The organism is Variovorax sp. J22R115 (genome assembly GCF_030317005.1).
In the GTDB taxonomy this organism is placed as follows: Bacteria; Pseudomonadota; Gammaproteobacteria; order Burkholderiales; family Burkholderiaceae_C; genus Variovorax.
On sequence record NZ_JASZYM010000001.1, the window covers coordinates 546,628 to 571,401 of the forward strand.

Sequence of the window (24,774 nt, forward strand, 5' to 3'; positions counted from 1 at the left end):
TCTCCTGCTACCAGTTTCTGAAGCGCTTGGGCGGCTGGTAAAGCCCGCCCGAGGCGCGCACCAGGTCGCGCATGCTGCGTGCGGCCAGCAGATTGCGCGTGGCCTGGCGCGGGTCGATGCCGAGGTCCTGCGGTCGGCGGATCACGCCGCGGTCGCGCAGGTTCTCCACCGCGCGCCGGTCGCGCGCGAGGCCGATCGCGGTGTAGCCGGCCACGCCGCGGATCGCCTGCTCGCGCTCGGCGTCACTGCGGCACATCAGCAGGTTGGCGATGCCTTCCTCGGTCAGGATGTGCGAGACGTCGTCGCCGTAGATCATGATCGGCGGCAGGTCCATGGCGGCCTGCTCCTGCAGGGTCCAGGCATCGAGCCGGTCGACGAAGGCCGGCTGCATGTGTTCCCGGAACGTCTCGACCATCTGCACCACGAGCTTTTGTCCGCGTGGCGTGCCGGCGGCGCCACTGCGTCCGGCACGCGCCTCGCGCCCGGCCTTGAGCCAGGCCGGGCTCGAATGGCGGCGCCCGCGCGCATCGGCGCCCATGTTGGGCGCGCCGCCGAAGCCCGAGATGCGGCCCAGCGTCGCGGTGGAACTGTTGCCGTCGAGGTCGATCTGCAGGGTCGAGCCGATGAACATGTCGCAGGCGTAGTGGCCGGCCGCCTGGCAGAACGCCCGGTTGCTGCGCAGGCTGCCGTCGGGACCCGTGAAGAACACGTCGGAGCGTGCGCGGATGTAGTCCTCCATGCCGAGCTCGGAGCCGAAGGAGTGCACGGACTCGACCCAGCCCGCCTCGATCGCGGGGATCAGGGCGGGGTGCGGATTCAACGCCCAGTGCTTGCCGATCTTCCCCTTGAGGCCCAGGGATTCGGCATAGGTCGGCAGCAGCAGCTCGATGGCGGCCGTGTCGAAGCCGATGCCGTGGTTCAGGCGCTGCACGCCGTACTCGGCATAGATGCCCTTGATCGCCATCATCGCCATCAGGATCTGGACCTCGCTGATCTGCGCCGGGTCGCGGGTGAAGAGCGGCTCGATGAAGTTGGGACGCGGTGCCTTCACCACGAAGCTCACCCAGTCGGCCGGGATGTCGATGCGCGGCAGCGTCGTGCGCTTGCCGTCGACGAGCTCGTTCACCTGCGCGATCACGATGCCGCCGGAGAACGCCGTGGCCTCGACGATGGCCGGTGTGTCTTCGGTGTTGGGGCCGGTGTAGAGATTGCCTTCGGCGTCCGCGGCATGCGCGGCGACCAGCGCCACCTTGGGCGTGAGGTCGACGAAGTAGCGCGCGAACAACTCGAGGTAGGTGTGGATGGCGCCGATCTCGATGCGGCCGCCCGACACCAGCTTGGCCAGGCGCGCGCCCTGGGGCCCCGAGAAGCTGAAGTCCAGGCGCGAAGCCACGCCGTTCTCGAACACGTCCAGGTGCTCCGGCAGCGCCAGCACCGACTGCACCATGTGCAAGCCGTGGACGCGCTGCGGATCGACCTGCACGAGCGCCTGCGCGAGGAAGTCCGCCTGCTTCTGGTTGTTGCCTTCGAGGCAGACGCGGTCGCCGGGCGAAAGCACCGCTTCGAGCAGCGTGCCGATGGCTTCGGTGTCGACGTGCTTGCCGGCGAGCCGCGTGCCGAGTGCGGCGGCGGCGCGCGCCATCCGGGCGGCGCGGTCATCGGCCTTGGAGGTCCAGGGGCTGGAGTTCATGGGGTGAATGCGTTGAGCAGGTTCGATGAAGGCGGCGCCTTACAGCACCACGAAGAGCAGCCACACCACCACGGGGGCCACGACGGTCACGATGGCGCCGTACACCATCAGATGCCGGAAGAACACGTCGCGGTCCACCCCCTTCGCATTGGCGAGCACGAGCGCGCCGTTGGTCGAGAACGGGCTGACGTCGACGATGGTGGAGGACACGGCCATCGCCGCGATGAAGCCGATCGCGCTGACACCGGCCTCGCCTTGCAGGAAGGGCACCGCGAGCGGAATCAGCGAGCCCAGCACCGCGGTCGACGAGGCGAAGGCGGACACCACGGCGCCCACGAAGCACAGCAGCAGGGCCGCCATCAGCGGCGAGGTCAGGCCCGCCACGCTGTGACCCACGAAGTCGATCGTTCCCATCTTTTCCATGACGCCGACGTAGGTGCTGACGCCGACGATCAGCATGATCTCGGGCCACGACACCTGTCCCAGTGCGCGCTTCTGCAGATTGGGCGCCATCAGGGTGAGCAGCAGGCCGATGGTGATCGACACGAAGCCGATGTCCTGCTTGAAGAACAGCGTCAGCACGGCCAGCGCCAGCAGGCCCCCCACGGTGGCGATCTGGTAGAGGCGCGAGCCCTTTTCCGCAGGGGTCGCCGGCGATGCGTCCATCAGCGAGTCGTCGTCCGGTGTCGCGGTGCGCCGCTCCTCCGAGAACGACTCGCCTTCCGCGTCGCCATACACCTGGGCGCCACCCTGGCCATGCGCGACACGGGGCACGGCCGGCATGGCGCCCGTGGGGTCGGCCTTCTGGCGAACCAGCTTCATCCCGCCGAACATGAAGAACAACAGCAGTGCCACGGCCAGGTTGACGCCGAGGCTTGCCAGCATGGTCGCCATCTCGTTGAGCGGCAGGCCGGCCCGGGCCACGATCTTGTTGGTGATGCCACCGTAGATGCTGATCGGGGAGAAGCCGCCGCCCTGCGCGCCGTGCACGACCATCAGGCCCATGAGCAGGGGGTTGATGCCGTACTTGGCCGCAAAGCCCAGCGCGATCGGCGCAATGATGGCCACCGCGGCCGGGCTGACCGCGCCCACGGCCGTGAGCAGCGCGGCGATGAAGAACATGATCCACGGAATGGCGGCGATGCGCCCGCGCACGGCGCGCACCGCGAGCTTGACGAGCCAGTCGATCGTGCCGTTGTTCTGTGCGAGCGCAAAGAGGTAGGTGATACCGACCAGCGTGAGGAACAGGTCGGCGGGAAAGCCGCCCATGATGGCCTTGGCGTTCATGCCGGCGACCAGCGTGCCGACCAGGAACGCGCCGACGAAGGCGATCACGCCCATGTTGATCGGCAGCACGGTCGCGAGCACGAACATGCCGATCAGCGCGTAAATCGAAATCCAATGAGAACTCATCAATGCGTCTCCGGAGGTTGGGGGTGCGACGCGCAATGGCTGCACGTCTGGGTACGGACATTACGCACCCCCGCCGGGACGATCAATGAAGCGGCCTCGCCGACCCTTACGCCAACTGAAACGATCGCGGGTTAACCCGAACGATCAGTCGTGGGTGTGATCGCATAGATAAAGTGTGTCGGGAAAAAAGACTGTCAGAGACCTTCATTGATGGAACCCATTCGAGCCGTTCGAGACCTCGCCCAGAATCAGGAGCAGGCTGCCAACTCGATCCTGCAGGCGAACACGGTTGGCCGGACTACCGGTTCAGACTGACTGCCGTCGATCAAATTTCCGGTGCGAACGTCGGTGACCGCTGAAAGCTGACGCTCGTGGCTTTTCTTCGCGACCGGCTCGTCTATTTTTGAAGTTGACCTTCGCTGACATCGTGAGGAGGTTTTGGGGTAGGGCAGTGGTCGGATCGCAGGTGGCCATGGACGGCCAGGACGGCGTTGCCCGTCGACGGCTGCTTCAAATGTCGCGAGATGGCGGTCAGGGTCCTCAGCGGGCCTAGCAGGGCGACGAACGCTGACGATTTCACCAACGCAACAGTCTCCGCTGCGCTGCTCAGGCAGCGGGATCGAACACCCTAAGGAACTCGCGCCGCGTCTTTGGCCCGTAGGTCCTGAAGTGGGGGTCGGGTTTCTCCAGGTAGGCCATGCGCTTTCGGGCGACCGAGTCGCAGGCGGTGTATCGCTTCACTTCCGTCGGCGCCAGGCCGTACACGTTCGCGGCGTTGAGACCGAATATCTTGGCCCGCAGCGCAGGCGTCATCTCGGGATAACCATGCCGTTCGCGCAGTTCCGCCGAGATCTGGAACGTCCGGAAGGCTTGGATCTGGTCCTGCGGCGAGCCGTACCAGATCGAATCCGTGCCCCATAGCACGTTGTTCTCGCCGCACGCGACGATCAGTTTCCCCAGGGCGTGAGCCGCCTGTTCGGGGTCACGCATCAAAAAGCGCCACGTGCTGCCCAGCTCCGCATAGACGTTGCTGTTCGGCTTGACCTGGTGTTTGCGCAAGGACGTAATCAGCGTGTCGATGCCGTCGCTCTTACCGCTCGCGTCGTAGGCCTTTTCGGTCACCGTGCTGACGAAGCCCGAGTGATAGATCAGGAAGTTCACGTCCGGGTAACGCGTGGCGACGACGCCGATGTCGCTGCACTGGCTGTGCTCGTAGGAGCGTGGTCCGAACGGCAGCCCCTTGTGGATGCAGATGTTCTTGACGCTCAGCGCGCGAGCCTTCTCGATGAACCGGATGCCGACGTCGTCGTGCAGGAAGTAGCCCTTGCCGTTCGGTCCATACTGCGTATAGGTCTTCCAGGCGCTGATGCCCCACTTCTCGTGCAACTCGTCCATGCCCTCGAGGTCGCCGGGCTGGTTCGGGTTGACGCGTCCATGCAGCAGCAGCCGGTGCGTTCCTTCGAGCTTGTCGACCAGCCTGCGGACCTCGTCGGCGGCCTGGATCGTGACCGGTTCGGCGTCGCGCGCGGAGGGTACGAAGGACAGCACCATCACGTCGGTGTCGCTGTCCATGAACACCTCCTTGAGGAAGACCTCCGCGCTCTTCGAATTGCCTTTCGGCGTGTTGATGAAGTGGCCCTGGACGTCGAGGATGAACTCCTGCCTGGCGGGGCCGACCTGCGCGCGTGCGAGCTGCATATCCAGCACGGCGTCGCGGGGTAGCTCGAAGAAGCCGCCGGTCCTTCCGGCCGCGGCGTTGGCCGCGTTGAAGGCCAGCAGCGTGCTGGCTGCGCCACAGGACGAGGTCAGGAACGCTCGCTTCGAGCATCCCAGCCGCTTCGCGTTGGTTGCCGCGGCCTCGTGTGCGAGGCGGTTGGCTTCGATGTTCGCCGGCCACAGCGACACCGGTGCGAACTCGCCATTCGAGGTGCTGTCGAGCTTGATGGGAAGGCGCTTGCCCTCAGGGTCGCTGTCATGCATGGTGGTCCCCCCGGTTGGATCAAGAAGCCCCGCCGGCCCGCCAACGGCACCATGAGCCCCTTGGTTTCGACGAGACCTCCCGATTCTGCTCCGCGCCGCGGGGCTCGGCCCCAGCACACAAGCCAGGCACCCGCGGGCGGGCTGTGTTGTGCGTAGAACGCCAACGGACGATCAGGACGACATCGTGCGCGAACGGCGGCTTGCGCAAGTCGCGAATCGGAGCTTCAGGCCGGCCCGTTGCGGTCTTTCAGGATCAAAGGAAGCCGACCTTCCTCAAAGTTGCTGAACGGCCAGTTGCTGCCGCTGGCTACCGGCGGTTTCTTGGCACCTCACCTGGCCTTGCTTGCGCCGTCGGACTTCACCAACCCTCCTCCCACGGCGGCACAGGCCCGAAGCGCGCGATGAAAAAGTCAATCAGCACCCGCACCCGCGACGGCTGCGTGCGATTGGGCAGGTAGACCAGATAGATGGCGCCCTCGGGCACCGGTTGGAACTGCCGCAGCAACGGCACAAGGGTTCCTTGCCGCACGTCCGCGCCCACCATGTGCAGCGGCAGCAGGCCCACACCGAGGCCGCAAAGGGTGGCCGCGCGGACGGCTTCCAAGTCGTCGGTCTCGAACGAAGCCGGAACCTTCAGCGTGTATTTCCGCCCGCTGCGGCTGAACGTCCAGACCCCTTTGGGTGCGAGCATTGGAAAGAACACGCAGTCGTGCTTCTCCACGTCCTCGATCCGGCGCGGCGTGCCGCGCTGCGCGAGATATGCCGGCGAGGCGAGCAAGACGAGCCGGCTGACCGCGAGCTTTCGTGCGACCAGATTCGGCGCCGGGGGCGACGAACGGATGCCGAGGTCGAAGCCTTCGGCGCCCAAGTCCACCGTGCGATTGCTGCAGGAGAGCCTGACCTGGATCTTTGGATACTGCTGCTGGAATTCGACAATCGCGGGCAACACGTGCCGCACCGCGAACGCCGGGATCGCGGTCATCTTCACGACTCCGGCCGGCTCGGACTGAGCCTGCGTCACGCGTCGCTCGGCAAGTTCCGCTTCCTGCAGGATGTTCGCGCAGTGCTCGTAGAAGATGCTGCCGGCTTCGGTCAGGCTGAGCTTGCGCGTCGAGCGGTTCAGCAGCTTCACCGCCAGCGAGCGCTCCAGCGCGCTGACCTCCCGGCTCGCCAGCGATTTTGAGATGCCGAGCTTGTCAGCGGCGGCGGAAAAGCTCTTCGCGCCCACCACCTCCGCGAACACGTTCATGCCGGTCAGCCTGCTTTTCATTGGTGATGCCCTGGCAACAATGGGTTGAACTGAACACTATTTATCAGATTCCCGCAACGGACTAAATTTCTTCGCACCGGCCCGATACCCGGCCCGGCAACGAACCGAGGAGAGCGTCATGAGCGGCGAATTGATCAAGGTGGGCCAACTCGAGATCCGCTATCTCGTCGATGGTGCGGAAAAGGGCGGGTTGGGCGTGTTCGAGATGACGGTGCCTGCGGGGGCCATCGTTCCCCCGCCACACAGCCACACCGACAACGAGGAGTGCGTCTACGTCCTTCATGGCACGCTGCGCTACTCCGTCGACGGGGTGTCGCGCGACCTCGAGCCGGGTGACTGGATGTCGACGCCGCGGGGCTCGACGCATCACTTCATCAACAAGGCCAATGCTGCGGTGCGCGCACTGGTCATCATGACACCGGACATCGGGCCGCAGTATTTCCACGATGTTGGCGCCGTCGTCAACGCAGGCGGGCCGCCTGATCGAGCCAGGTTGGCTCAGGTGATGGCGCAATATGGACTGATTCCGGCGCGGCCGCCGGCACCGGCAAACGCTGCGCACGCTACTGCAGGTCTCTCCCCGCTGGTAACGGCGCCGCCGCGGTCCATGTGAAGACCCAACACACCTCCCATATGCATGATGGGCACGCTCGCGACACGCTGCACGCAGTTGGTGTCGCATCGCTCCGCGGGCGTGGCCGACCAAACCAGGAGCAGGATCATGGATTCCGAGGAACTGGCCCAGCGGTACTTCTCAGCTTGGAACCTGCGCGATGCGGGAGCCGTGCTCGAAACGTTTGCCCCGGGTGGCACGTACTGTGACCCCATCACCGCAGGACGGATTGCGGGTGAGGCGTTCCGGTCGTACATGGAGCAGCTGTGGTCGGCGTTTCCCGACTTGAGTTTCGAACCGGGGCGCATGGACTCGGCATCTGACGGCGTCGTGTGCGCCGCGTGGACCATGCTGGGGACCAACACCGGGTCGCTGCTGGGCCTCCCACCGACCGGGAGGCCGGCCTTCCTGCCTGGACTAGATGTGATTCATACTTCCCCGGACGGGATCAGGAGCGTGGTCGGCTATTTCGACTCGGCCACCTTGCAGCGGCAAATGGAGTGGCAAATCATCGTTCAGCCAAAGGAATGGGGGCCGATAACGTTGGGTAAGGGCGCCACGGTGCGTCGCAGGCTCTTGGCCGATGCCCAGACATTGACCGTCACGGAGATTGTCGCGCGTGACGACGAAAATACGGTCTTCGTCAACGAGTTATCGCGTCAGGTCCTGGCTGAACTCATTGCTGGCGATGCCATGCAGACATTCACCAGCGTAGTTGGTGGGAACCGTTTGACAACGGTCGCAACTTGGGCGTCTCCTGAGGAGATGAAGTCTGCAATGCATAGCGGCCCGCATGCGCAGGCGATGTCCAAATTCTTTGCGACGACCGGGATCGAGGGAGCCGCTATCGATGTCTTCACGCGGCTGCAGGAAGGCAAGCAATACCGGCGCTGCCACGCTTGCCAAAAGATGGTGGCCCTGGCAGGGTCCACGGGCCGATGTAGCTGCGGGGAAGTTGTGCAGGCGATCGCCTGAGGGTGCGACTCCGCTGTCGGTCCGGCTGGCGCCTATCGTCTGCCCGGAACTGACGCCACCCGCCCTAGCGCGTCCTGAGTGCGAGCTCGAATGTCGCCCAAGCACATGCTTGAAAGATTGGCATCGCAACGGGCGATTTGGGACTGCTTGGGGCGAAGCGCCGCGCCGAATGTGCTCTGGAGCAGTCTCAACTTCCGCAGCGGGTCGAGCGCGGCGTCGAGCGGCTGCTTTCTGGCATGCACATTGAACGGCTGGTCATGGCCGCCGAGAGCGCGCTTCCGAGGTCCTTCCAGGAAGCTGCATTGCGCCCAGCGCCAAGCGCCAAGCGCCAAGCGCCAAGCGCTAGCAGCCTTCCATCATGCGCGCGGCGTGTCAGTCTTTCGGGATTGCCAGCTCGGTCCATGCAGGCGCATGGTCGCTCGCGCCCGGGCGTCCGCGCACGTCCCGATCCACGCCGGCGCCGCGCAGCATCGGCGCCGCTTCGGCATTCAGCAGCAAATGGTCGATCCGCAGGCCGGCGTCGCGCCCGTAGCGGTTGCGCCAGTAGGTCCAGAAGGTGTAGGGCACGCGATGGGGGTGGCAGGCGCGAACAGAGTCGGTCCAGCCCTGCTCCAAGAGGTGCTTGAATGCCGCGCGGCTTTCTGGCTGCAGCAACGCGTCGTCGCGCCAGGAGGCGGGGTTGTAGATGTCGGCGTCAGTAGGCACAACGTTGTAGTCGCCAGCCAGCACGACCGGCATGCCGCACCCGAACAGCTTGCTCGCATGTTCATTGAAGCGCGCGAACCAACTCAGCTTGTAGTCGAACTTCGGTCCGGGCTGCGGATTGCCATTGGGCAGGTACAGGCAGCCGATCACCACGCCGTCGACGACCGCCTCGATGTAGCGCCTCTGGGGGTCTGCCTCGAGGCCAGGCACGCCGCGTCCGGTCTCGATCGGTTCGCGCCCGCGCGCCAGGATCGCGACACCATTCCAGGATGGCTGTCCGAATGCGACGATGCCATAGCCGGCATTGCGGATCGCCTCCAGGGGCAGTTTGGCATCGGGCGATTTCAATTCTTGCAGACAGGCGACATCCGGTCTCGTCTCTGCCAGCCATTCGAGCAACCGATCGAGCCGGCTACCAATGCCGTTGACGTTGAAGGTGGCGATCTTCATCACTTGGCGCAGAAGGAGAAAGGATGGGACGATCTTGCGCCACCAACGGTCTCAAGGGACGTCGGACGAGGCGTCCTTGTGCCCGATGGACGTCTCCCGGATCTGCCCATGCTGGCTACGCCCGCTGCTCGCGAAAGCGCCCAGGTGCACCGGGGACCCGCAGCTCTCCTACATTCGGGCGCCTGAGATGGAGCTACCGTGCTGACAAAGGAACCTTTCATGCCAAACCCCAAAATTCCCTCCGAGGACGATCCCGCGCAGCATCCGGTCGAGCCCGAGTTTCCGACCGACAGCGACCAGGGCAATCCACATTCGGACGAAGGCAAGCCCGGGGCCGACGAGAATGCCGCCGGCTTCGTGAAGGAAAAGCGCTAGGGTTGCCGACATCGTGTCGCAGCGCCAGAAGGCGACTTCGGCCGCTTCATCTAGCGATAGGCCATCGCGTAAGCGTTCAGATGAGTCTCGCGGGTGGCGCTCTTGTCGAACCACCTGCTCGGCACGGCGTTGGCCTTCTTGAGGTGCTCCGGCATCTCCCAGGGCCGCCCGTCGTTACCCACCAGTTCCACCGCACCGAGCCACGTCTGGTCCTGCGCCGTGAGTCAGTGCTCAGCCCAGTTCTGCCTTCGACATGCGGCAGACCGAGAGCAGCGCGAGCAGGTTGGGATCGCGTTCGCGCGTCCGCAGGAAATTGAGCGAGATGGTCTGGCGCATCAGGTACCTGGACTGCAGCGGAATCAACTGCACCTTCTGCGGCATCACGGTGCGCACGCGCCCCGGCAACAGCGTGCAGCCGACGCCGCCGCTGACCAGGTTCATCAGGGAGAAGATGTCGCCGGTCTTCATGACCACGTGGGGCGTGAAGCCGGCCACGCGAAACGAGTCCACGAATCCGCTGTAGGTCACGAACCCTTCGCTCAGCGTGACGAATCGCTCGTGGGCGCAGGCGGCCAGGTCGATCTGTTCCATCGCCGCGTAGCGCGAACCCACGGGCGCGGCGAAGTAGATGTCGTCCTCGAACAAGGGTTCGGACTCGAGGTCGGAGGCACCTTCGGGCGTGCCCATCAACGCCGCATCGACCGCGCCGTCACGCAGCTTCTGCAGCAGGTCGGCGTTGGAGCCCAGGATGAGTTCGGTCTGGATGTCGGGCTTGCGCAGTTTCATGCCCATGACCAGCGTCGGCACCGTGCGGTTGGTCAGCGAATAGAGCGATCCGATGCGGATGCGATCGGCCGAATAGCCCGCCACTTCGCGCGTCGAACGCACGCCCGCTGCCATGCTGCGAAGCACGTCCCGGGCGACCTCCGCCAGGGCCTGCGCGGCTTCGGTCGGGTGCAGGTTGCGGCCCTCGTGCCGGAACAGGGCGCAGCGCAGCCCTGTTTCCAGCGCATGCAAGGCGCGGTGGACACTGACGGGACTGATCTCGAGAATCTCGGCCGCGCGCGCGAGGTTGCCAGTCTCCATGAAGACCAAGAGGATCTCGAGCCTGCGAAAGGTGATCTCTTCGTCGACGTGGAGGTGCATGGTCGGCCTGCTTAGGTTGCGAATCGTAAGTCAACTTCGCAGCCGAGCGCCGTGAGAGCGTCCTGGCTGTCCACCGCAGCGTCATGGCGCGGGCGGGTTTCGCTTCTCCTCTTCGAGACGTTGCCGGCGCCGCACCGCTTCGCATTGCGCGTGCGACCGGAATTCGCGCTTGAGACACTGCGCCGCCATGCATTGGGACTTGGCGATGAAGTTCAGGCTGGAGCACGCTGCGGCGGGCTCCGGCGCTGCGGGTGCCTTCGGCTTCGGATCGTCGGCGTCGGTGGAAGAGGGCGCCTGGGATGCCGGCGCCGCGACGTCCTGAGCGGGTGGCGACGCGGCGAGGGCCGCGGCCCGTCTCGGCGGCGCACGCCGGGTGGCGACAGCGGGCGCAGCGGCTGGACCGTCGTCGTCGCTTGGGAGGCTGGCCGAACTCTCCTCGACCGGGGGCGCAAGCTGCACCGGGGCGCGGACCTGATCCGAGGTGGGCGCAACGGGGGCGGGTGCGTGTGCGGGTGGCGGTGAGGGTTCATCACCGGGAATCGCCGCGACGACCCCCGGCGAGTGCGGGCGCGGCGGATCCACTTGCGCGCTGCCGGCGGTGTAGAGGTACCAGCCGCCGGCCCCCGCGACCAGCCATCCGGCGGACCCGATGGCCAGGGCAGCCATCAGTCCCGCGATGCTGATCCACACGCCTTTGGCCGCTGGCGCCGCTTCGCTGATGCCTTCTGCCCGCGGCTGGCCTGATGGCTTCGACCAGTGGGCCTTCAGTGCAAAGGCCCGGTCCAGGTAGGAGGTCTTGGACGCAGCAAGCTGGGTCGGGGCGAAATCCGTCTCGGCGCACCCCGTGGGCAATGAGGTGATGCATTCGATGCAGAACTTCGCGATGGAACGGTTCCGCGCCTGGCAGTTGGGACAGATCAGCGCCATGTCGCAACGATCAGGCTGGCGCGCGCGCCGCCCCCGCGTGCACAAGAATCCCAGGGCGTGGGTCCGGCCTCGCCCGGGCCCGCCGGCGGTCGAAAACGCTGGCGACGAGGATCTGCGTCGGATGGCCGTCGGTCATGGGCCGAGAGTGACAGATGAATGCGCTTTCGCAGCGTGCATAAGTTCACGCGCGACACAGAAAGTAACATTCCACCGGATTTCGTGGACAATACCTGCGAGGAGCGCAACGCCCATCGATTGCACGAAAGTCGCAGGAACCTGTCGGGCCGCTTCCGGTCCAACCAGACAGGCAAAGCGCGGTTGCAAGTGCGCCGATGTCGAACGTCGGCGCGTCTCCAGAGCCATTGGAGTGGACCACCCACCGATGGCTCTCTTTTTGTCCGCTTCGACCGCCTGATTCCGTGGCGTCGACCCCCTCTTACGGAGGTTGCGACCCGATACTGAAGTCCCTCGCTGTCGGTGCGTTGGCATACCTCAGCACCAAGACTAGACTCATAGCTGAACACGCGATTCTTGATCGGGCATGGACGGTTGCTGAGTGCGGAGAACGCAATGTCAAAGATTGTGAATATCGCACTTCTGTGCGCCCTTTTCGTATGTTGCGGCTGCGCGGGCACGCCACCACCACGCCAGTTCTCCGTGTGTTCCACGCATCCCGGAAGCTTCGACTGCCAAGTTGAGCGCATGAACCGCGCCGGAGGGTGACCGACGCGGCCACGAGGAGCCGATGATCGCGCAGAGCTTTTAGTCGGCCGAGGAATGCCAGGCCGCGCGAGGGCGATGCCCTCCGCCGTTCCTGCGTGAAGGAGGCCGAGGCCGTCTGGGACCGCAAGCTCGGCGAGTTCCCGAGCTTCCAGGCCTTCGCCGCGGACTTCGAGAGGGCGAGCCGCGCCTGACGCCGTGCGCCTGCTCGAATTGCTTGTCCCGTGGGGACGTCAACCCGCTGACGCGAGATAGGGCGCGGTCCGGCTGCCGGGCGCGCTGGCGACGTCGGCGGGCGTGCCGGCGGCCACGACGCGTCCCCCTTGCTGTCCCGCGCCAGGCCCCATGTCGATGACCCAGTCGCTCATGGCAACCACGCGCATGTCGTGCTCCACCACAATCACCGTGTTGCCGGAGTCGACCAGGCCATGGAGTTGCGCCATCAGCTTGTCGACGTCCGCGGGGTGCAGGCCGGTGGTGGGCTCGTCGAGGACATAGAGCGTGTCGCCGCGCTGCGCGCGTTGCAGTTCGGTCGCGAGCTTGATGCGCTGCGCTTCGCCACCCGATAGCTCGGTGGCAGGCTGCCCGAGCCGCAAGTAGCCGAGGCCGATGTCCTGCAGCAGCTGGAGGGGCCGCTGCACCGCGGCCTCCTCGGCGAAGAGCGCCAAGGCTTCGTTCACCGTCAAGCCGAGCACTTCGGCGATGTTCTTGTCGCGCCAGCGGACGCTGAGGGTGTGCTCGTTGTAGCGCGCACCGTGGCAGGTGGGGCAGGGCGCATACACGCTGGGCATGAAGAGCATCTCCACGCTCACGAAGCCTTCGCCTTCGCAGGTCACGCAGCGGCCCTTGGGCACGTTGAAGGAGAAGCGTCCCGCGTCGTAGCGCCGCGAACGTGCGGCCTTCGTCGATGCAAACAGCCTGCGCACGTGATCGAAGAGCCCGGTGTAGGTGGCGAGGTTGGAGCGCGGCGTGCGCCCGATCGGCTTCTGATCCACGCGCACGAGCCGCCTGATCGTGTCCATGCCGCTGGCAATGCGGCCGGCTGTCGCGCCCAGCGGCGTGGCGGCCGGTTCGTCGCCCTCGTCCTCGGGCAACGGGGGTTCGTGTCCAAGACTCGCCGACACGAGCTCGACGAGTGCCTGGCTCACGAGGCTGGACTTGCCGGAGCCCGACACGCCGGTCACCGCCGTGAAAACACCCAGCGGAAGCTCGGCGTTCAGGTGACGAAGGTTGTTGCGCGTGATGCCTTCGAGCTTCAGCCAAGCTGCCGGCGAACGCGCGGCGGCCTGGCGCCGGGCCGGCCCCGCGAAGAGATAGCGGGCGGTGGCGGAGGTCGCAACGTCGCGCAGGCCATCGGGAGGGCCGCTGTAGAGCACCTGTCCACCTTGCTCGCCGGCCTCGGGACCCACGTCCACGATCCAGTCCGCGTGGCGCATCACCTCGAGGTCGTGCTCGACGACAAACAGCGAATTGCCTGATCGCTGGAGCTGACCGAGCGCGACGTGCAGCGCCTCGCCGTCGGCCGGATGCAGGCCCGCCGATGGCTCGTCCAGCACGTACACGACGCCGAACAGATTCGAGCGGATCTGCGTGGCCAGCCGCAACCGCTGCAACTCGCCGGGCGAGAGGGTCGGCGTGCTGCGCTCGAGCGAGAGGTAGCCGAGGCCCAGCGCATGGAGTGTCTTCAGGCGGTCGATCACGTCGTGCGCGATGCGCTGCGCCGCGATGCGCTTTTCCTCGGACAGGTTGCCGGTGCGGCGCACATCCGGCGCGCTCTCGTGGGCCGAGCCGCCCGCCGCGACGCGGCGCTCGGTGGCCTTGCGCGCGGCCGGTCGGCTGAGCGTCGCCCGGTCTGCCTCTTGCGCGAGCTTGTCGTCGGCAGCCGGCGCCAGGACTTGCATGAGTTGCGCGAGCGGCATCTGCGACATCTCGCTGATGTCCAGGCCGGCGAAGGTCACGCTGAGTGACTCGCGCTTGAGCCGCTTGCCGTGGCAGGCCGGGCAGAGTCGCCCGACCATGAAGCGCGACACGCGCTTCTTCATGAGGGCGCTCTGGGTGGTCGCAAAGGTGTGCAGGACGTACTTCCTCGCGCCCGTGAAAGTGCCCTGGTAGCTCGGCTCCATCTTGCGGCGCAGGGCGGCGCGTGTCTCGGCGGGCGTGAATCCGGCATAGACCGGCACGCTCGGCTGCTCGTCGGTGAAGAGGATCCAGTCGCGATCCTTCTTCGGCAGGTCGCGCCAGGGTGTGTCGACGTCGTAGCCCAGCGTCACGAGGATGTCGCGCAGGTTCTGCCCGTGCCAGGCCGGCGGCCATGCCGCGATGGCCCGCTCGCGAATCGTCAGCGAGTCGTCGGGCACCATCGACTTTTCGGTGACCTCGTACACCCGGCCGAGGCCGTGGCAGTTCGCGCAGGCACCCTGCGGCGTGTTGGGCGAGAAGTCCTCGGCATACAGCATCGGTTGCCGGGACGGATAGCTTCCGGCGCGCGAGTAGAGCATGCGCAGCAGGCTCGAGAGGGTGGTGACGCTGCCGACCGACGAGCGCGTGCTCGGCGTGCCGCGTTGCTGCCGAAGCGCCACCGCCGGGGGCAGGCCATCGATGGAGTCGACCGCGGGGACGCCCACCTGGTCGATCAGCCGGCGCGCATACGGCGCCACCGATTCGAAATAGCGCCGCTGCGCTTCCGCGTAGAGCGTGCCAAAGGCCAGCGACGACTTGCCGGATCCGGAGATGCCGGTGAAGACGACCAGGGCGTCGCGCGGAATGTCCACGTCCACGTTCTTCAGGTTGTGCTCGCGGGCGCCGCGCACGCGAACGAATTTCGTGAGCGCGTGCTCGTCCGCGACTGGCTTGCGAAGATCGTCCCGGCGCATGATGCTGTGGCGCGCGGGGCTTTTCATGCGGCGAAGGGCGGGACGGACGGATGCGTGCTTTCCCATTCGGCCTGGTGCTCAAGGCAGAACTTTGCCGTCGGCTGCACCAGCAGCCTGGCGTAGGGGATGAGTTGGCTGCACTCCTGGCACGCGCCGAAGCGGCCTTTGCGGATCCGCTCGCGCGCCTCCTCGATGTCGCGCAGCTCCTCCTGGTCGCGAAGGAGTTGCACGTGATCGAGCCCTTCGAGGAATCGCTCGTCGGCGTTGTCCACCGGATCATGGACCTCGCGGGGGCGCGGATCGAGCGAGGCGATACCGGCATCCTTGGCGTCGTGCACGTCAGCTTGCAGTTCGGCTTCGCGCCGCGCCAGCAGCTCCTGGATTTGCCGCAGCTGGTCATCTGTCAAGTCGGCCATGAGAGTTCCTTTGTGTTCCGCTTGCAGGGAATCGAAATTCGCTCGCCGATCAGGGTCGCCATGTCAGCATTCCTCGACGCGGTGGGAAGGATTTGGCGCCGGCGCGCGGCGCGGTCCGTGAGGGCGGTTGGTGAAGAGGACCGCGCGGCGGATGATGCGCAAGGCCGGGCAACGGCCGGAAGCGGAAAACTTCCCCTCAGTCGTGTGAGCGCGCCCGGGGGCCCTCGCCGTCATCGCCCGTCGCGGGCGACGCGGTGCCCAGCATCCGGCTGAACAGGCGCGCCGCGTTGGCGTTGAACGCCATGCCGTGGTCGAGCTGGACGTTCATCGCGAACCCGTCGAAGGCCATCAGCACGATCCCTGCGATGACGTTGCTCTCGGCCCGGGTGACGGCGAGGCAGTCGGCCAGCCAAAGCGCGACGCGCTCCTGGAACAGCTCCCGCAGGTGCGGGCTGTAGTCGTCGCCGCCCCGGGTCGTCGAGAGCGCCTGCATGATGTTCTTGGCGAATCCGTTGTTCTCGCGCGGCAGGTCACGCCACAGGATGACGAGCAGGCGCTCGAGCCGCTCCTGCGGCGAGCCGACCCGCTTCAGGGAACGATCCAGCCGGTCGAGGCGCTCCTTGAGCCAGGGCTCGTACAGCGTGTAGAGGATGTCGAGCTTCGAGCGGAAGTAGACATAGACGTTCGCGGTCGAGATGCCGGCCTCGCGCGCGATTGCGGGAATCGAGCTGTCGCTGTAGCCCTGCGCGGCGAACAGCCGGAAGGACGCTGCAAGGATCGCCTCGCGCACATCTTTTTTCTTCGTCTGTGACATGGGATCCGGTCCTGTTCCAAGGGTGGTGAACGATTCTCTCAAAAATGAATGGTATTCGCTATTGACATCCAATTGCTTGATTCCTAAAGTAGTTCTCAATCCGCCGATTGGCTGGCGGGCACCAGAGGATTCCACCGATGCAAGCAGCGATCCGCACCCAGGAGCTCAACCCCGCGAAGCTCATGTCCCTCTTTCGCCAGCAGTTCGAGTTGTGCCGGGTCGGGCCCGGGCAGACGGTCGCGATCGTCAGCGACCTCGGCACGCGGCGCGAGTACATCGAGGCCGCCTTCGCGGCGGCGCAGGACATCGGCTTCGACATCTACGAGATGTGCGTCAACGCGATCCCCGGATGGACCAGCGTGGGTGTGCCGACCATCGGCAAGTGCAAGGGCACGCTCGAGGCGCTGATGGCGGTCGACATGGTGCTGATCTTCCATGTGCCGCTGTTCTCCAAGTGGCTGCGCGACGTCCAGGCCAAGGGCGTGCGCGTCCAGATGATCATCGACGCACCGGACGATCTCTATCAGCTGCAATCGCCGCCCGGCCTGAAGGAGGCCGTGCTGCATGCGCAGTCGCTGTACCGGAAGACGCGCGAAGTGAGCGTGACGAGCCAGGCCGGGACCGACCTCACGTACCGTTGCGGCGAGTACCCGGTCATGAGCCAGTACGGCATGGCGGACGAGCCGGGCCGTTTCGATCACTGGGGCGTGGGGCTGCTGCACACCTTTCCGAACGAGGGCAGCGCCCAGGGCCGCGTGGTGATCGCGCCGGGCGACATCGTGATCCTTCCGTACTGCCGGTATGTGCAGGATGCGATCGAGCTCGAAATCCGCGACGGCCACATCGTGCGCATCGAGGGCGGGCTCGACGCGGCGCTGATGCGCGAGTGGCTGGGTGAAGGCAAGGTCAGCGAGGGCGACCGCGACCCCTACGCACTGTCTCACCTGGGTTGGGGGCTCAATCCGCAGTGCCGCTGGGATTCGCTGGCGCTGCATGGCGATGCGCCCGAGCGCAGCCGCGCTGCGGCGCGCAGCTTCCCGGGCAACTTCCTGTTCTCGACCGGTCCCAACACGCAAGGCGGCGGAAAGCGCACGACGCGCGGCCACTACGACGTGCCGATGCGCAACTGCACCATCGCGCTCGACGGCAACGTCGTGGTGAAGGACGGCCGCGTGGTCGATCCGAAGATGGTCGTCGAGCGCGTGCCACGCTGATGCGCACCGAATCCATTTCCCTGCGGAGCCCCACTTCATGCTGATCGAAGGTCAATTCCCCATCGCGGCGGCGCCGCAGTCACTGCTGGTTCACCTGTTCGACGCGGGCCTGATGGCCTCCTGCCTGCCGGGCTGCGAGAAGCTGGAGGCCATCGACGCGGACCGTTACCGTGCGGTCGTCGTGATCGCGATGGCGGGCATCAAGGCGCGTTTCGATCTGCAGGTGCAGATCACGAAGCGCGACGAGCAGAACGTCTGGGCCGTCACGCGGGGCGACGAGGGCGGCCACGCCAGCAGCCTGCAGGCGGACAGCCGCGTGAGCCTGGAGCCGACGCCCGAGGGCACGCTGGTGCGCTACCGCTCCGAGGTCTCGGTGACCGGCCGCCTCGGCCGCTTCGCGCTGGGCATGATGAAGAAGAAGGCGCAGAGCATGGGCGACGAATTCGCCGCCAACCTGCAGCGCAAGCTCGAGCAGATCGGCGCGGCCGCCTCCCAGGCCGCGACGCCAGTGAGCCACTGAGCATGACGACGCTGCAGGGGCTCTATCGCCCGAAGACCGTCGACGAGGCCACGGCGCTGCTGGCGCAGGACGCCGAGGCCAAGCCGCTGGCCGGCGGCGCCACCCTGGTGGCCATGCTCAACGCGCGCGTGATCGAACCCGCCGCGCTGGTCAGCCTGGCGGACATCGACGAGATCAAGGGCATCACGGTGCAGGACGACGGCCGCGTGCGCATCGGTGCCTTCACGCGCCACCGCGAGACGGCCGACTGCACGCTGGCGCTCGGCAGTGCCAACGTGGTGCCGCACGCGGCCTCGCAGATCGCCAATGCCACGGTGCGCAACATGGGCACGATCGGCGGCTCGATCTCGTTCGCCGATCCGGGGCTGGACTACCCGCCCGCGCTGGTCGCGGCGGGCGCCGTCGTCGAGATCGCTTCCGTGCAAGGCCGGCGCATGGTGCCGGCCGCCGAGTTCTTCGTCGACTGGTACCTGACCGCGCTCGAGCCCGGCGAACTGGTGACGGCGGTGCTGCTGCCCGCGCCCGACCGTGGCGCGGGCGTGTACATCAAGCACGCGCGCGTGGCGGGCGACTACGCCACCGCCTCGGTCGCGGCGTGCCTGCACGGCGACACGAGCATGAGCGTGGCGGTCGGCGCCTGCGGGCCGACCCCGCTGGCCGATCCCGAGGCCAATGCGCTGCTCTCCGCCGATCGCAGCGATGCCGCGATCGCGCGTGCGGCGCAGTGGCTCGTGCAACGCGCCGACCCGCTCGACGATGTCCGTGGCAGCGCGGACTACCGGCTTCTCTTGATTCCCAGGCTTCTGCTGCGCGCGGTGCGCGCCGTGGAAGCCGCTCACCGGAGTGCTGCATGACCCACCCGTCGTCCGTGCCCCTGCCAGGCGTCGTGACCGTGCACGTGAACGGCGAAGCCGCGCAGGTCGGCGCGGCCTTGCACGACACGCTGCTCACCGTGCTGCGCGATCGCCTGCAGCTGACCGCCGCCAAGCGCGGCTGCAACCAGGGCGTCTGCGGTGCCTGCACCGTCAGCGTCGACGGCGTGCCGATGCGAGCCTGCCTGAGCCTGGCGCACAACTGCCAAAGCGCACAGGTGCGCACGCTCGAAGGCTTGCTGGACTGCCCGCACATGCAGGCCCTGCAGGCGGCGTTCGCGAGCACCGGCGCCTTTCAGTGCGGCTTCTGCACGCCGGGCATGCTGGTCAGTGCCCGGTCGCTGCTGCAGCGCGATCCCGACCCTGACGAGCGGGCCATCCGCACCGCGCTGTCGGGCAACCTGTGCCGCTGCACCGGCTACGTGAAGATCGTCGCGGCCGTGCAGGCGGCGGCCCGGTCGCTGCTTGCCGAGGGAGCCGCATCGTGAGCGGCGTGGTCCTCGAAGCGACCGCCGCGGCGGCGGGCGGTGTGGGCCAGGGCATCCCCCAGCTCGAAGCGAACGAGAAGCTCACGGGCAGCGCGCAGTACATCGCGGACATGGTTCGCCCGGGGATGCTCCACGGCGCCATCCTGCAAAGCCATCTGCCGCATGCGCGCATCCGTGGCTACGACCTGAGCGAGGCGCTGGCGCTCCCGGGCGTTCGCGCGATCGTCACCGGGGACGACCTTCCCGATGCCCATCGCATGGGCGCCTTCATCAAGGACGAGCCGGCCTTCGCGAAGGGGAAGGTGCGCTATGTCGGCGAGATCGTCGCGGCCGTGGCGGCCGACACCGAGGCCATCGCGCGGCAGGCCACCCGCCTGATCCGCGTCGACTACGAGGAGCTTCCCGCGGTGCTCGATCCGGCCGAGGCGCTGGCGCCGGGCGCGGCCGTGGTCCATGAGGAAGCGTCCTCTTATGTGAAGGTCTTCGATGCCGGCACCGAGGGCAACCTGTGTTCGCGCACCTCCTTCCGTGCAGGCGACGCCGACAACGCCTGGGCCGAGTGCGACCTGGTGGTGGAAGGCAGCTACCAGACCCAGGCCCAGGCCCACCTGTCGCTGGAGCCCTGCGGCGCGCTCGCGGAGATCGACGCGACCGGCAGGGTGACCTTGTGGTCGGCCAACCAGTCGGTGTTCCGGGTCCAGGCGAGCGTGTGCGAATCGCTGGGCCTGCCGATGACGCGGCTGCGCTGCCTCACGCCGCGCATCGGCGCAGGCTTCGGCAACAAGATGGAGGCGCACGTGCAGCCCGCCGTCGTGCTGCTCGCGATGAAGGCGCGCAAGCCGGTCAAGCTGATCCTGAGCCGCGAGGAAGACTTCGAGTCGGTGCGCGCCCGCCATCCCGCGACGATCCGCATGAAGACGGGCGTGAAGCGCGACGGCACGATCGTGGCGCGCGAGACGGAACTGCTGCTCGACGGCGGCGCCTATGGCGACGACAGTCCGGGCGTGCTCGGCTACGCGCTGCTGATGAACTGCGGCCCGTACCGCATTCCGAACGTGCATGCGCATGGAAGAGTGGCGTACACGAACAAGCTGCGTTTCGGCGCCTTCCGCGGCTTCGGCGTGCCGCAGGTGACCTTCGCGTCGGAGACGCAGCTCGACGAGATCGCGCACCAGCTCGGCATGGATCCGATCGCGCTGCGCCGCCGCAACATGCTGGCCGGCAGCGACCCGTGGTTCGGCGGCCAGCCCATCCTGTCGAACGGACTCGCGCAGTGCGTCGACATCGTCGAGAAGGCGTCGGGTTGGCCCAAGGCGTCATCGGAAGGCCTGCCGGACCGCCAGCGCGGGTTCGGCGTGGCGCTGACGGCCCACATCAGCGGACTGCTCGCCTCGGGGGCCATCGTGCGTGTGCTCGAAGACGGCACGGTGCTGCTCAACACGGGGGCGGTCGACATCGGCCAGGGCTCGAACACCGTGCTCACGCAGATGTGCGCGGAAGCGCTCAAGCTGCCGGTGGACCGGGTGGCGATCGCCAGCCCGGACACGGATGGCTCGCCCTACAACTGGGGAACGACCGCCAGTCGCGTGACTTACGTCGCCGGTCGCTCGGTGGTCGGTGCCGCGGCCGAGGTCGAGGGCAAGCTGAAACAGCATGCGGGCGAGATGCTCGAGTGCTCGGTCGAGGACCTCGAGCTGCTGCCCGGCGGCCGGGTCGCGATCAAGGGCGTGGAGCAGCGTTCGGTGAGCTTCGCCGAGATCTCCGGCCGCGCGCATTGGGCGGCGGGCGGGCCGATCATCGGAACGCACAGCTGGGTGTTCGACCAGAAGACCGTGGACCCGAAGCGGGCGGTGGTCGAAGGGCTGCCGTTCCCGCAGATCGGCATCTACAGCTTCAATGCGCTGGTGGTCGAGGTCGAGGTCGACGAGGTGACGGGCAAGGTGCGCGTCGTGAACGCGTGGTCCGCCTGTGACATCGGTCGGGCCATCAATCCGACCATGGCGACGGGCCAGATCGAGGGCGCCTTCGTGCAAGGCATGGGCTACGCGCTCACCGAGGAGATGGTGTGGGACGGGGCGCGGCTCGCCAACCCGAGCCTGATGGACTACAAGATTCCGACCTTCGCCGAACTGCCCGACAGCATCCATGCCTACCTCGTCGAGTCGAACGAGCCGAGCGGGCCGTTCGGCGCGAAGAGCGTGGGCGAGATCGGCATCAATGGCGTGGCGGCGGCCATCGCCAACGGCATCGCGCAGGCGACGGGCGTGCGCCTTCACCAGTTGCCGCTGAGCGCCGAGCGGGTGCTCAACGGCTTGCTGGCGAAGGACGGCGAGGAGGGCGCCGCGTGAAGCTCGACCGCTACCCGCCGCAGGAGCCCCTGTCGCCGCTCGGGGCGGCGTACCAGGAGCGCATCCTCGCACTGGGCGAAGGCGTCGCGGGCCACGAGGCCGCCTATGGCGACGACCCGTACCAGACGCTCGCGATCTTCCGTCCGCCGCAGCCCAGCGGCGAGGTGCTGGTCTTCCTCCACGGGGGCGGCTGGACCAGCGGCTACAAGGAATGGATGTACTTCATGGCGCCCGCGCTGCTGGCGCAGGGCGTGGTGCTGGTCAGCGCGGGCTACCGGCTTGCGCCGCGCCATGTGTTCCCGGCCGGTCTCGACGACGCGGCGGACGCGGTCGCCTGGACCTGGCGCCACATCGGAACGCACGGCGGCGATCCGCGCCGGATTTTCGTGGGCGGGCATTCCGCGGGCGGCCACTATGCCGCGCTGCTGGCGGTCTCGGCGGCCTGGCGCGCGTCAAGGGCGTTGCCCGCCGACGTGGTCCGCGGCTGCCTGCCGGTCTCCGGTGTCTATCGCTTCGGGCCGGGCAGCGGCCTGTCGGTGCGCCCGCGCTTCCTCGGCACCGGGGACGAAGCGCGCGTCGATGCCGACGCCTCCCCGCTGCACCGGCTGGAGGCTGCGGCCTGCCCGCCGTTCCTGATCACCCACGGCAGCCGCGACTTTCCCCATCTCGTCACGCAGGCGCAGCAGATGGAGGCGGCGCTGCGCGCCACCGGCGTCCCCGTGCAGGTCCAGATCCTCGAAGGGGCAGACCACTTCGAGGCCAGCGTCGCCTGTGGCGAACACCTCTCGGGGTGGCCGGCACTCGCAGCAGCGTGGATGCGGCAGACCGCCGCATCGCCCATCCCGTCGACAGGAGAACGTCAATGAAGAGCCCCACATCGAATCGCAGGTTGGTCATGAGCGGCATCGCCGCGCTCGCCGTGATGGCAACGGTCCCCGCGGCCTTCGCGCAGGCCGACAAGCCGATACGCATCGGCTACTCGATGGCGCGAACCGGCATGCTCGCGAACGCGACGCCATCGCAGTCCAACACCTACGAATTGTGGAAGGAACAGGTCAATGCGCGCGGCGGCATGGTCGTGGGCGGCCAGAAGCGCAAGGTCGAGTTCGTGACCTATGACGACCAGTCGAAGCCCGAGCAGGCCGTGCGCATCTACGAGAAGCTCATCACCGACGACAAGGTCGACCTGTTGCTGGCACCCTGGGGCACGCCGTTCCAGATCGCGATTGCGCCGGTGCTGGAGAAGTTCAAGTTCCCGATGGTCGGCAACACGGCGGCGTCGGTCGCGCTGCGCCAGGTCAAGCCGGGCTACATCTGGTTCCCGACCTCGGCCATCCCGGACCGCATCGGCGTCGAGCTCACGGCCATGCTGAAGGCCAACAACGTGAAGACGGCCGTCGTGATCGCCAACGTGCTGCCGTTCACCAAGGAGATCAAGAACTACCTCGAGCCGGAACTGAAGAAGGCCGGCATCGAGGTCAAGTTCTCGACCGAGTATCCGCCGGACATCAAGGACATGACCTCGATCCTCACGCAGGTCAAGCAGGCCAATCCGGATGCCGTGCTCGCGCTCGCGTACCCGGGCGACTCGGTGCTCTACGCCAAGCAGGCCAAGGAGCTCGGCCTGTCGAGCCCGGTGCAGTTCATCGCGATCGGCCCGAGCGATGCCTTCTTCGCCAAGGCGGTCGGCGCCGCGTCGGCCGAGGACGTGATCACGATCGCGCACTGGTCGCCGCGTCCCGAGTGGAAGGGCTCGCAGGCCTTCCACGACGCCTACGTCAAGAAGTTCGGCGAAGACCCGGACTACCTCAATTCGGCGCTCGCCTGGATGTCGCTCGAGATCCTCGAGTCCGCGGTCGCCAAGGGCGGCCTCGACAAGGCGAAGATCCGCGAAGTGATCAGCAAGGACACCTTCGAGACCATCAACGGCCCGGTGCGCTTCGACGGCGTGCAGAACGCGATCACGCCGACGGCCTTCGTGCAGACGCAGAAGGGCAAGCTCCAGATCGTGTGGCCGAAGTCCATCGCGACCGGCCAGTACGAAGCCAAGAAGTCCTGGTAAATGCCGGTCTTCGACGTGCTGTCGTCGGGGCAGCTGCTGTTCGCTGCCCTCGTGACGGGCTCGCTCTACGCGCTGGTCGCGCTGGGCCTCAACCTGGTCTACGGGACCATGCGGATGCTCAACGTCGCGCACGGCGACCTCGTGATGCTGGGCGCCTACGCGGGCTACTGGGCCTTCAGCATCGCGGGCATCTCGCCGCTGGTCGCGGCGCCGGTGGTGGCGGGCCTCGGGGCCTTGCTCGGCTACGCGCTCTACAAGGGTTTGTTCCGCCGCCTGCTGGCCGTGGCACCGGCCGACGCGGGGCGCATGGAGGGCAATTCGCTGCTGCTGTTCTTCGGGCTGTCGATCATCCTGCAGAACGCCGCGGCCATGCTGTTCACGCCCAACAACCGGGCCTACCAGTACCTCGACGAGGTCTGGCGCGTCGGCAACGTCGCGATGACGGGCAACCGCATCGCGGCCCTCGTGGTGGCGGGCGCGACCTGCATCGGTGTCGCGCTGTTCCTCGGCCGCAGCATGGCGGGGCTCGCGATGCGATCGGTGATCGAGCGGCGCGAAGCCGCCTACATCGTCGGGGTCGACGTCGATCGCGTGCAATGGTCCAGCTTTGCGCTCGGCTTCGCGAGCGCCGCGCTGGCCGGCGTGCTGATGTCGATGCTCGAGCAGTTCTCGCCGTTCTCGGGCTTCCCGTTCACGATCGCGGGCTTCATCGTGATCATCCTGGGCGGCCTCGGCAACGTGATGGCGGGGCTGGTGGCGGCGCTGCTGCTGGGCGTGATCGAGACCTACGGCGTGGCCCTGACGTCCGCGAACCTGCGCTCGGTGCTGCTCTACGGCTGCTTCGTCGGCGCGCTGCTGCTCTTTCCCAACGGCCTGCTCGCCAGGCGCTCGACCCAAAAGTGA

Annotated in this window: 22 protein-coding genes; 11 read left to right on the forward strand and 11 right to left on the reverse strand. The window is 67.0% G+C overall.

Annotation, left to right across the window (positions count from 1 at the left end):
• Positions 1-7: 7 nt before the first annotated feature.
• The 4 genes from mdcA to QTI04_RS02430 all read right to left on the reverse strand — a co-directional run bounded on the left by mdcA (position 8) and on the right by QTI04_RS02430 (position 6,332).
• Positions 8-1,690: a malonate decarboxylase subunit alpha gene (mdcA, locus tag QTI04_RS02415; RefSeq protein WP_286614045.1), complete on the reverse strand. Its 1,683-nt coding sequence runs from the start codon at positions 1,688-1,690 to the stop codon at positions 8-10.
• Positions 1,691-1,729: 39 nt separating this feature from the next.
• Positions 1,730-3,103: an SLC13 family permease gene (locus QTI04_RS02420; protein ID WP_286603888.1), complete on the reverse strand. Its 1,374-nt coding sequence runs from the start codon at positions 3,101-3,103 to the stop codon at positions 1,730-1,732.
• 606 nt (positions 3,104-3,709) lie between these two features.
• Complete coding sequence (locus QTI04_RS02425) at positions 3,710-5,083, reverse strand: amidohydrolase family protein (RefSeq protein WP_286614046.1); 1,374 nt, start codon at positions 5,081-5,083, stop codon at positions 3,710-3,712.
• Between the two features lie 358 nt (positions 5,084-5,441).
• Positions 5,442-6,332, reverse strand: a complete 891-nt coding sequence (locus QTI04_RS02430) for a LysR family transcriptional regulator (protein WP_286614047.1) — start codon at positions 6,330-6,332, stop codon at positions 5,442-5,444.
• Positions 6,333-6,471: 139 nt separating this feature from the next.
• On the opposite strand from QTI04_RS02430, the gene QTI04_RS02435 reads away from it, so the two are divergent.
• Both QTI04_RS02435 and QTI04_RS02440 read left to right on the forward strand, forming a co-directional pair.
• A complete protein-coding gene (locus tag QTI04_RS02435) occupies positions 6,472-6,966 on the forward strand; it encodes a cupin domain-containing protein (protein WP_286614048.1) in 495 nt (164 codons plus the stop codon).
• Between the two features lie 108 nt (positions 6,967-7,074).
• Positions 7,075-7,941 carry an ester cyclase gene (locus tag QTI04_RS02440; RefSeq protein ID WP_286614049.1) on the forward strand — a complete coding sequence of 289 codons (867 nt, stop codon included), beginning with the start codon at positions 7,075-7,077 and terminating at the stop codon, positions 7,939-7,941.
• Positions 7,942-8,313: 372 nt separating this feature from the next.
• On the opposite strand, the gene QTI04_RS02445 is transcribed toward QTI04_RS02440, so the two are convergent.
• Complete coding sequence (locus QTI04_RS02445) at positions 8,314-9,096, reverse strand: exodeoxyribonuclease III (RefSeq protein WP_286614050.1); 783 nt, start codon at positions 9,094-9,096, stop codon at positions 8,314-8,316.
• 219 nt (positions 9,097-9,315) lie between these two features.
• On the opposite strand from QTI04_RS02445, the gene QTI04_RS02450 reads away from it, so the two are divergent.
• On the forward strand, positions 9,316-9,471 hold the full coding sequence (locus QTI04_RS02450; protein ID WP_286603894.1) for a hypothetical protein: 156 nt from the start codon (positions 9,316-9,318) through the stop codon (positions 9,469-9,471).
• A gap of 50 nt (positions 9,472-9,521) precedes the next feature.
• Here QTI04_RS02450 and QTI04_RS02455 read toward each other — a convergent pair whose 3' ends face one another.
• The 6 genes from QTI04_RS02455 to QTI04_RS02480 all read right to left on the reverse strand — a co-directional run bounded on the left by QTI04_RS02455 (position 9,522) and on the right by QTI04_RS02480 (position 16,439).
• Positions 9,522-9,662, reverse strand: a complete 141-nt coding sequence (locus QTI04_RS02455; protein WP_286614051.1) for a hypothetical protein — start codon at positions 9,660-9,662, stop codon at positions 9,522-9,524.
• Between the two features lie 40 nt (positions 9,663-9,702).
• The gene (locus tag QTI04_RS02460; RefSeq protein ID WP_286603895.1) at positions 9,703-10,617 is read right to left on the reverse strand and encodes a LysR family transcriptional regulator; all 915 of its coding nucleotides are present in this window, start codon (positions 10,615-10,617) and stop codon (positions 9,703-9,705) included.
• Between the two features lie 81 nt (positions 10,618-10,698).
• Positions 10,699-11,544 carry a zinc ribbon domain-containing protein gene (locus tag QTI04_RS02465; RefSeq protein ID WP_286614052.1) on the reverse strand — a complete coding sequence of 282 codons (846 nt, stop codon included), beginning with the start codon at positions 11,542-11,544 and terminating at the stop codon, positions 10,699-10,701.
• 953 nt (positions 11,545-12,497) lie between these two features.
• The gene (locus QTI04_RS02470; RefSeq protein ID WP_286614153.1) at positions 12,498-15,137 is read right to left on the reverse strand and encodes an excinuclease ABC subunit UvrA; all 2,640 of its coding nucleotides are present in this window, start codon (positions 15,135-15,137) and stop codon (positions 12,498-12,500) included.
• Positions 15,138-15,160: 23 nt separating this feature from the next.
• Positions 15,161-15,553, reverse strand: coding sequence for a TraR/DksA C4-type zinc finger protein (locus QTI04_RS02475; protein WP_286614053.1), 393 nt, complete (start codon positions 15,551-15,553; stop codon positions 15,161-15,163).
• 196 nt (positions 15,554-15,749) lie between these two features.
• A complete protein-coding gene (locus tag QTI04_RS02480; RefSeq protein WP_286614054.1) occupies positions 15,750-16,439 on the reverse strand; it encodes a TetR/AcrR family transcriptional regulator in 690 nt (229 codons plus the stop codon).
• A gap of 65 nt (positions 16,440-16,504) precedes the next feature.
• Between QTI04_RS02480 and QTI04_RS02485 the strand changes: the two genes are divergently transcribed.
• Genes QTI04_RS02485 through QTI04_RS02520 form a run of 8 tightly spaced genes read left to right on the forward strand, consistent with a single transcriptional unit; the run spans position 16,505 to position 24,774 of the window.
• Positions 16,505-17,581: a hypothetical protein gene (locus tag QTI04_RS02485; protein ID WP_286614055.1), complete on the forward strand. Its 1,077-nt coding sequence runs from the start codon at positions 16,505-16,507 to the stop codon at positions 17,579-17,581.
• Positions 17,582-17,618: 37 nt separating this feature from the next.
• Positions 17,619-18,101, forward strand: a complete 483-nt coding sequence (locus QTI04_RS02490) for a CoxG family protein (RefSeq protein ID WP_286614056.1) — start codon at positions 17,619-17,621, stop codon at positions 18,099-18,101.
• 2 nt (positions 18,102-18,103) lie between these two features.
• Positions 18,104-18,955 carry a xanthine dehydrogenase family protein subunit M gene (locus QTI04_RS02495; RefSeq protein ID WP_286603905.1) on the forward strand — a complete coding sequence of 284 codons (852 nt, stop codon included), beginning with the start codon at positions 18,104-18,106 and terminating at the stop codon, positions 18,953-18,955.
• Positions 18,952-19,461 carry a (2Fe-2S)-binding protein gene (locus QTI04_RS02500; RefSeq protein ID WP_286614057.1) on the forward strand — a complete coding sequence of 170 codons (510 nt, stop codon included), beginning with the start codon at positions 18,952-18,954 and terminating at the stop codon, positions 19,459-19,461. The genes QTI04_RS02495 and QTI04_RS02500 overlap by 4 nt, the downstream gene beginning before the upstream one ends.
• On the forward strand, positions 19,458-21,809 hold the full coding sequence (locus QTI04_RS02505; RefSeq protein ID WP_286614058.1) for a xanthine dehydrogenase family protein molybdopterin-binding subunit: 2,352 nt from the start codon (positions 19,458-19,460) through the stop codon (positions 21,807-21,809). Before QTI04_RS02500 ends, QTI04_RS02505 begins: the two co-directional genes overlap by 4 nt.
• Positions 21,806-22,675, forward strand: a complete 870-nt coding sequence (locus tag QTI04_RS02510; protein WP_286614059.1) for an alpha/beta hydrolase — start codon at positions 21,806-21,808, stop codon at positions 22,673-22,675. The genes QTI04_RS02505 and QTI04_RS02510 overlap by 4 nt, the downstream gene beginning before the upstream one ends.
• Positions 22,672-23,871, forward strand: a complete 1,200-nt coding sequence (locus QTI04_RS02515; protein WP_286614060.1) for an amino acid ABC transporter substrate-binding protein — start codon at positions 22,672-22,674, stop codon at positions 23,869-23,871. Before QTI04_RS02510 ends, QTI04_RS02515 begins: the two co-directional genes overlap by 4 nt.
• Positions 23,872-24,774: a branched-chain amino acid ABC transporter permease gene (locus QTI04_RS02520; RefSeq protein ID WP_286614061.1), complete on the forward strand. Its 903-nt coding sequence runs from the start codon at positions 23,872-23,874 to the stop codon at positions 24,772-24,774.

What these genes read in the sequence shown, in the direction of transcription:
- mdcA (WP_286614045.1), bottom strand. Translation starts at nt 1,690, where the DNA reads ATGAACTCCAGCCCCTGGACCTCCAAGGCCGATGACCGCGCCGCCCGG.
- QTI04_RS02420 (WP_286603888.1), bottom strand. Translation starts at nt 3,103, where the DNA reads ATGAGTTCTCATTGGATTTCGATTTACGCGCTGATCGGCATGTTCGTG.
- QTI04_RS02425 (WP_286614046.1), bottom strand. Translation starts at nt 5,083, where the DNA reads ATGCATGACAGCGACCCTGAGGGCAAGCGCCTTCCCATCAAGCTCGAC.
- QTI04_RS02430 (WP_286614047.1), bottom strand. Translation starts at nt 6,332, where the DNA reads ATGAACGTGTTCGCGGAGGTGGTGGGCGCGAAGAGCTTTTCCGCCGCC.
- QTI04_RS02435 (WP_286614048.1), top strand. Translation starts at nt 6,472, where the DNA reads ATGAGCGGCGAATTGATCAAGGTGGGCCAACTCGAGATCCGCTATCTC.
- QTI04_RS02440 (WP_286614049.1), top strand. Translation starts at nt 7,075, where the DNA reads ATGGATTCCGAGGAACTGGCCCAGCGGTACTTCTCAGCTTGGAACCTG.
- QTI04_RS02445 (WP_286614050.1), bottom strand. Translation starts at nt 9,096, where the DNA reads ATGAAGATCGCCACCTTCAACGTCAACGGCATTGGTAGCCGGCTCGAT.
- QTI04_RS02450 (WP_286603894.1), top strand. Translation starts at nt 9,316, where the DNA reads ATGCCAAACCCCAAAATTCCCTCCGAGGACGATCCCGCGCAGCATCCG.
- QTI04_RS02460 (WP_286603895.1), bottom strand. Translation starts at nt 10,617, where the DNA reads ATGCACCTCCACGTCGACGAAGAGATCACCTTTCGCAGGCTCGAGATC.
- QTI04_RS02465 (WP_286614052.1), bottom strand. Translation starts at nt 11,544, where the DNA reads ATGGCGCTGATCTGTCCCAACTGCCAGGCGCGGAACCGTTCCATCGCG.
- QTI04_RS02470 (WP_286614153.1), bottom strand. Translation starts at nt 15,137, where the DNA reads ATGCGCCGGGACGATCTTCGCAAGCCAGTCGCGGACGAGCACGCGCTC.
- QTI04_RS02475 (WP_286614053.1), bottom strand. Translation starts at nt 15,553, where the DNA reads ATGGCCGACTTGACAGATGACCAGCTGCGGCAAATCCAGGAGCTGCTG.
- QTI04_RS02485 (WP_286614055.1), top strand. Translation starts at nt 16,505, where the DNA reads ATGCAAGCAGCGATCCGCACCCAGGAGCTCAACCCCGCGAAGCTCATG.
- QTI04_RS02490 (WP_286614056.1), top strand. Translation starts at nt 17,619, where the DNA reads ATGCTGATCGAAGGTCAATTCCCCATCGCGGCGGCGCCGCAGTCACTG.
- QTI04_RS02495 (WP_286603905.1), top strand. Translation starts at nt 18,104, where the DNA reads ATGACGACGCTGCAGGGGCTCTATCGCCCGAAGACCGTCGACGAGGCC.
- QTI04_RS02500 (WP_286614057.1), top strand. Translation starts at nt 18,952, where the DNA reads ATGACCCACCCGTCGTCCGTGCCCCTGCCAGGCGTCGTGACCGTGCAC.
- QTI04_RS02515 (WP_286614060.1), top strand. Translation starts at nt 22,672, where the DNA reads ATGAAGAGCCCCACATCGAATCGCAGGTTGGTCATGAGCGGCATCGCC.
- QTI04_RS02520 (WP_286614061.1), top strand. Translation starts at nt 23,872, where the DNA reads ATGCCGGTCTTCGACGTGCTGTCGTCGGGGCAGCTGCTGTTCGCTGCC.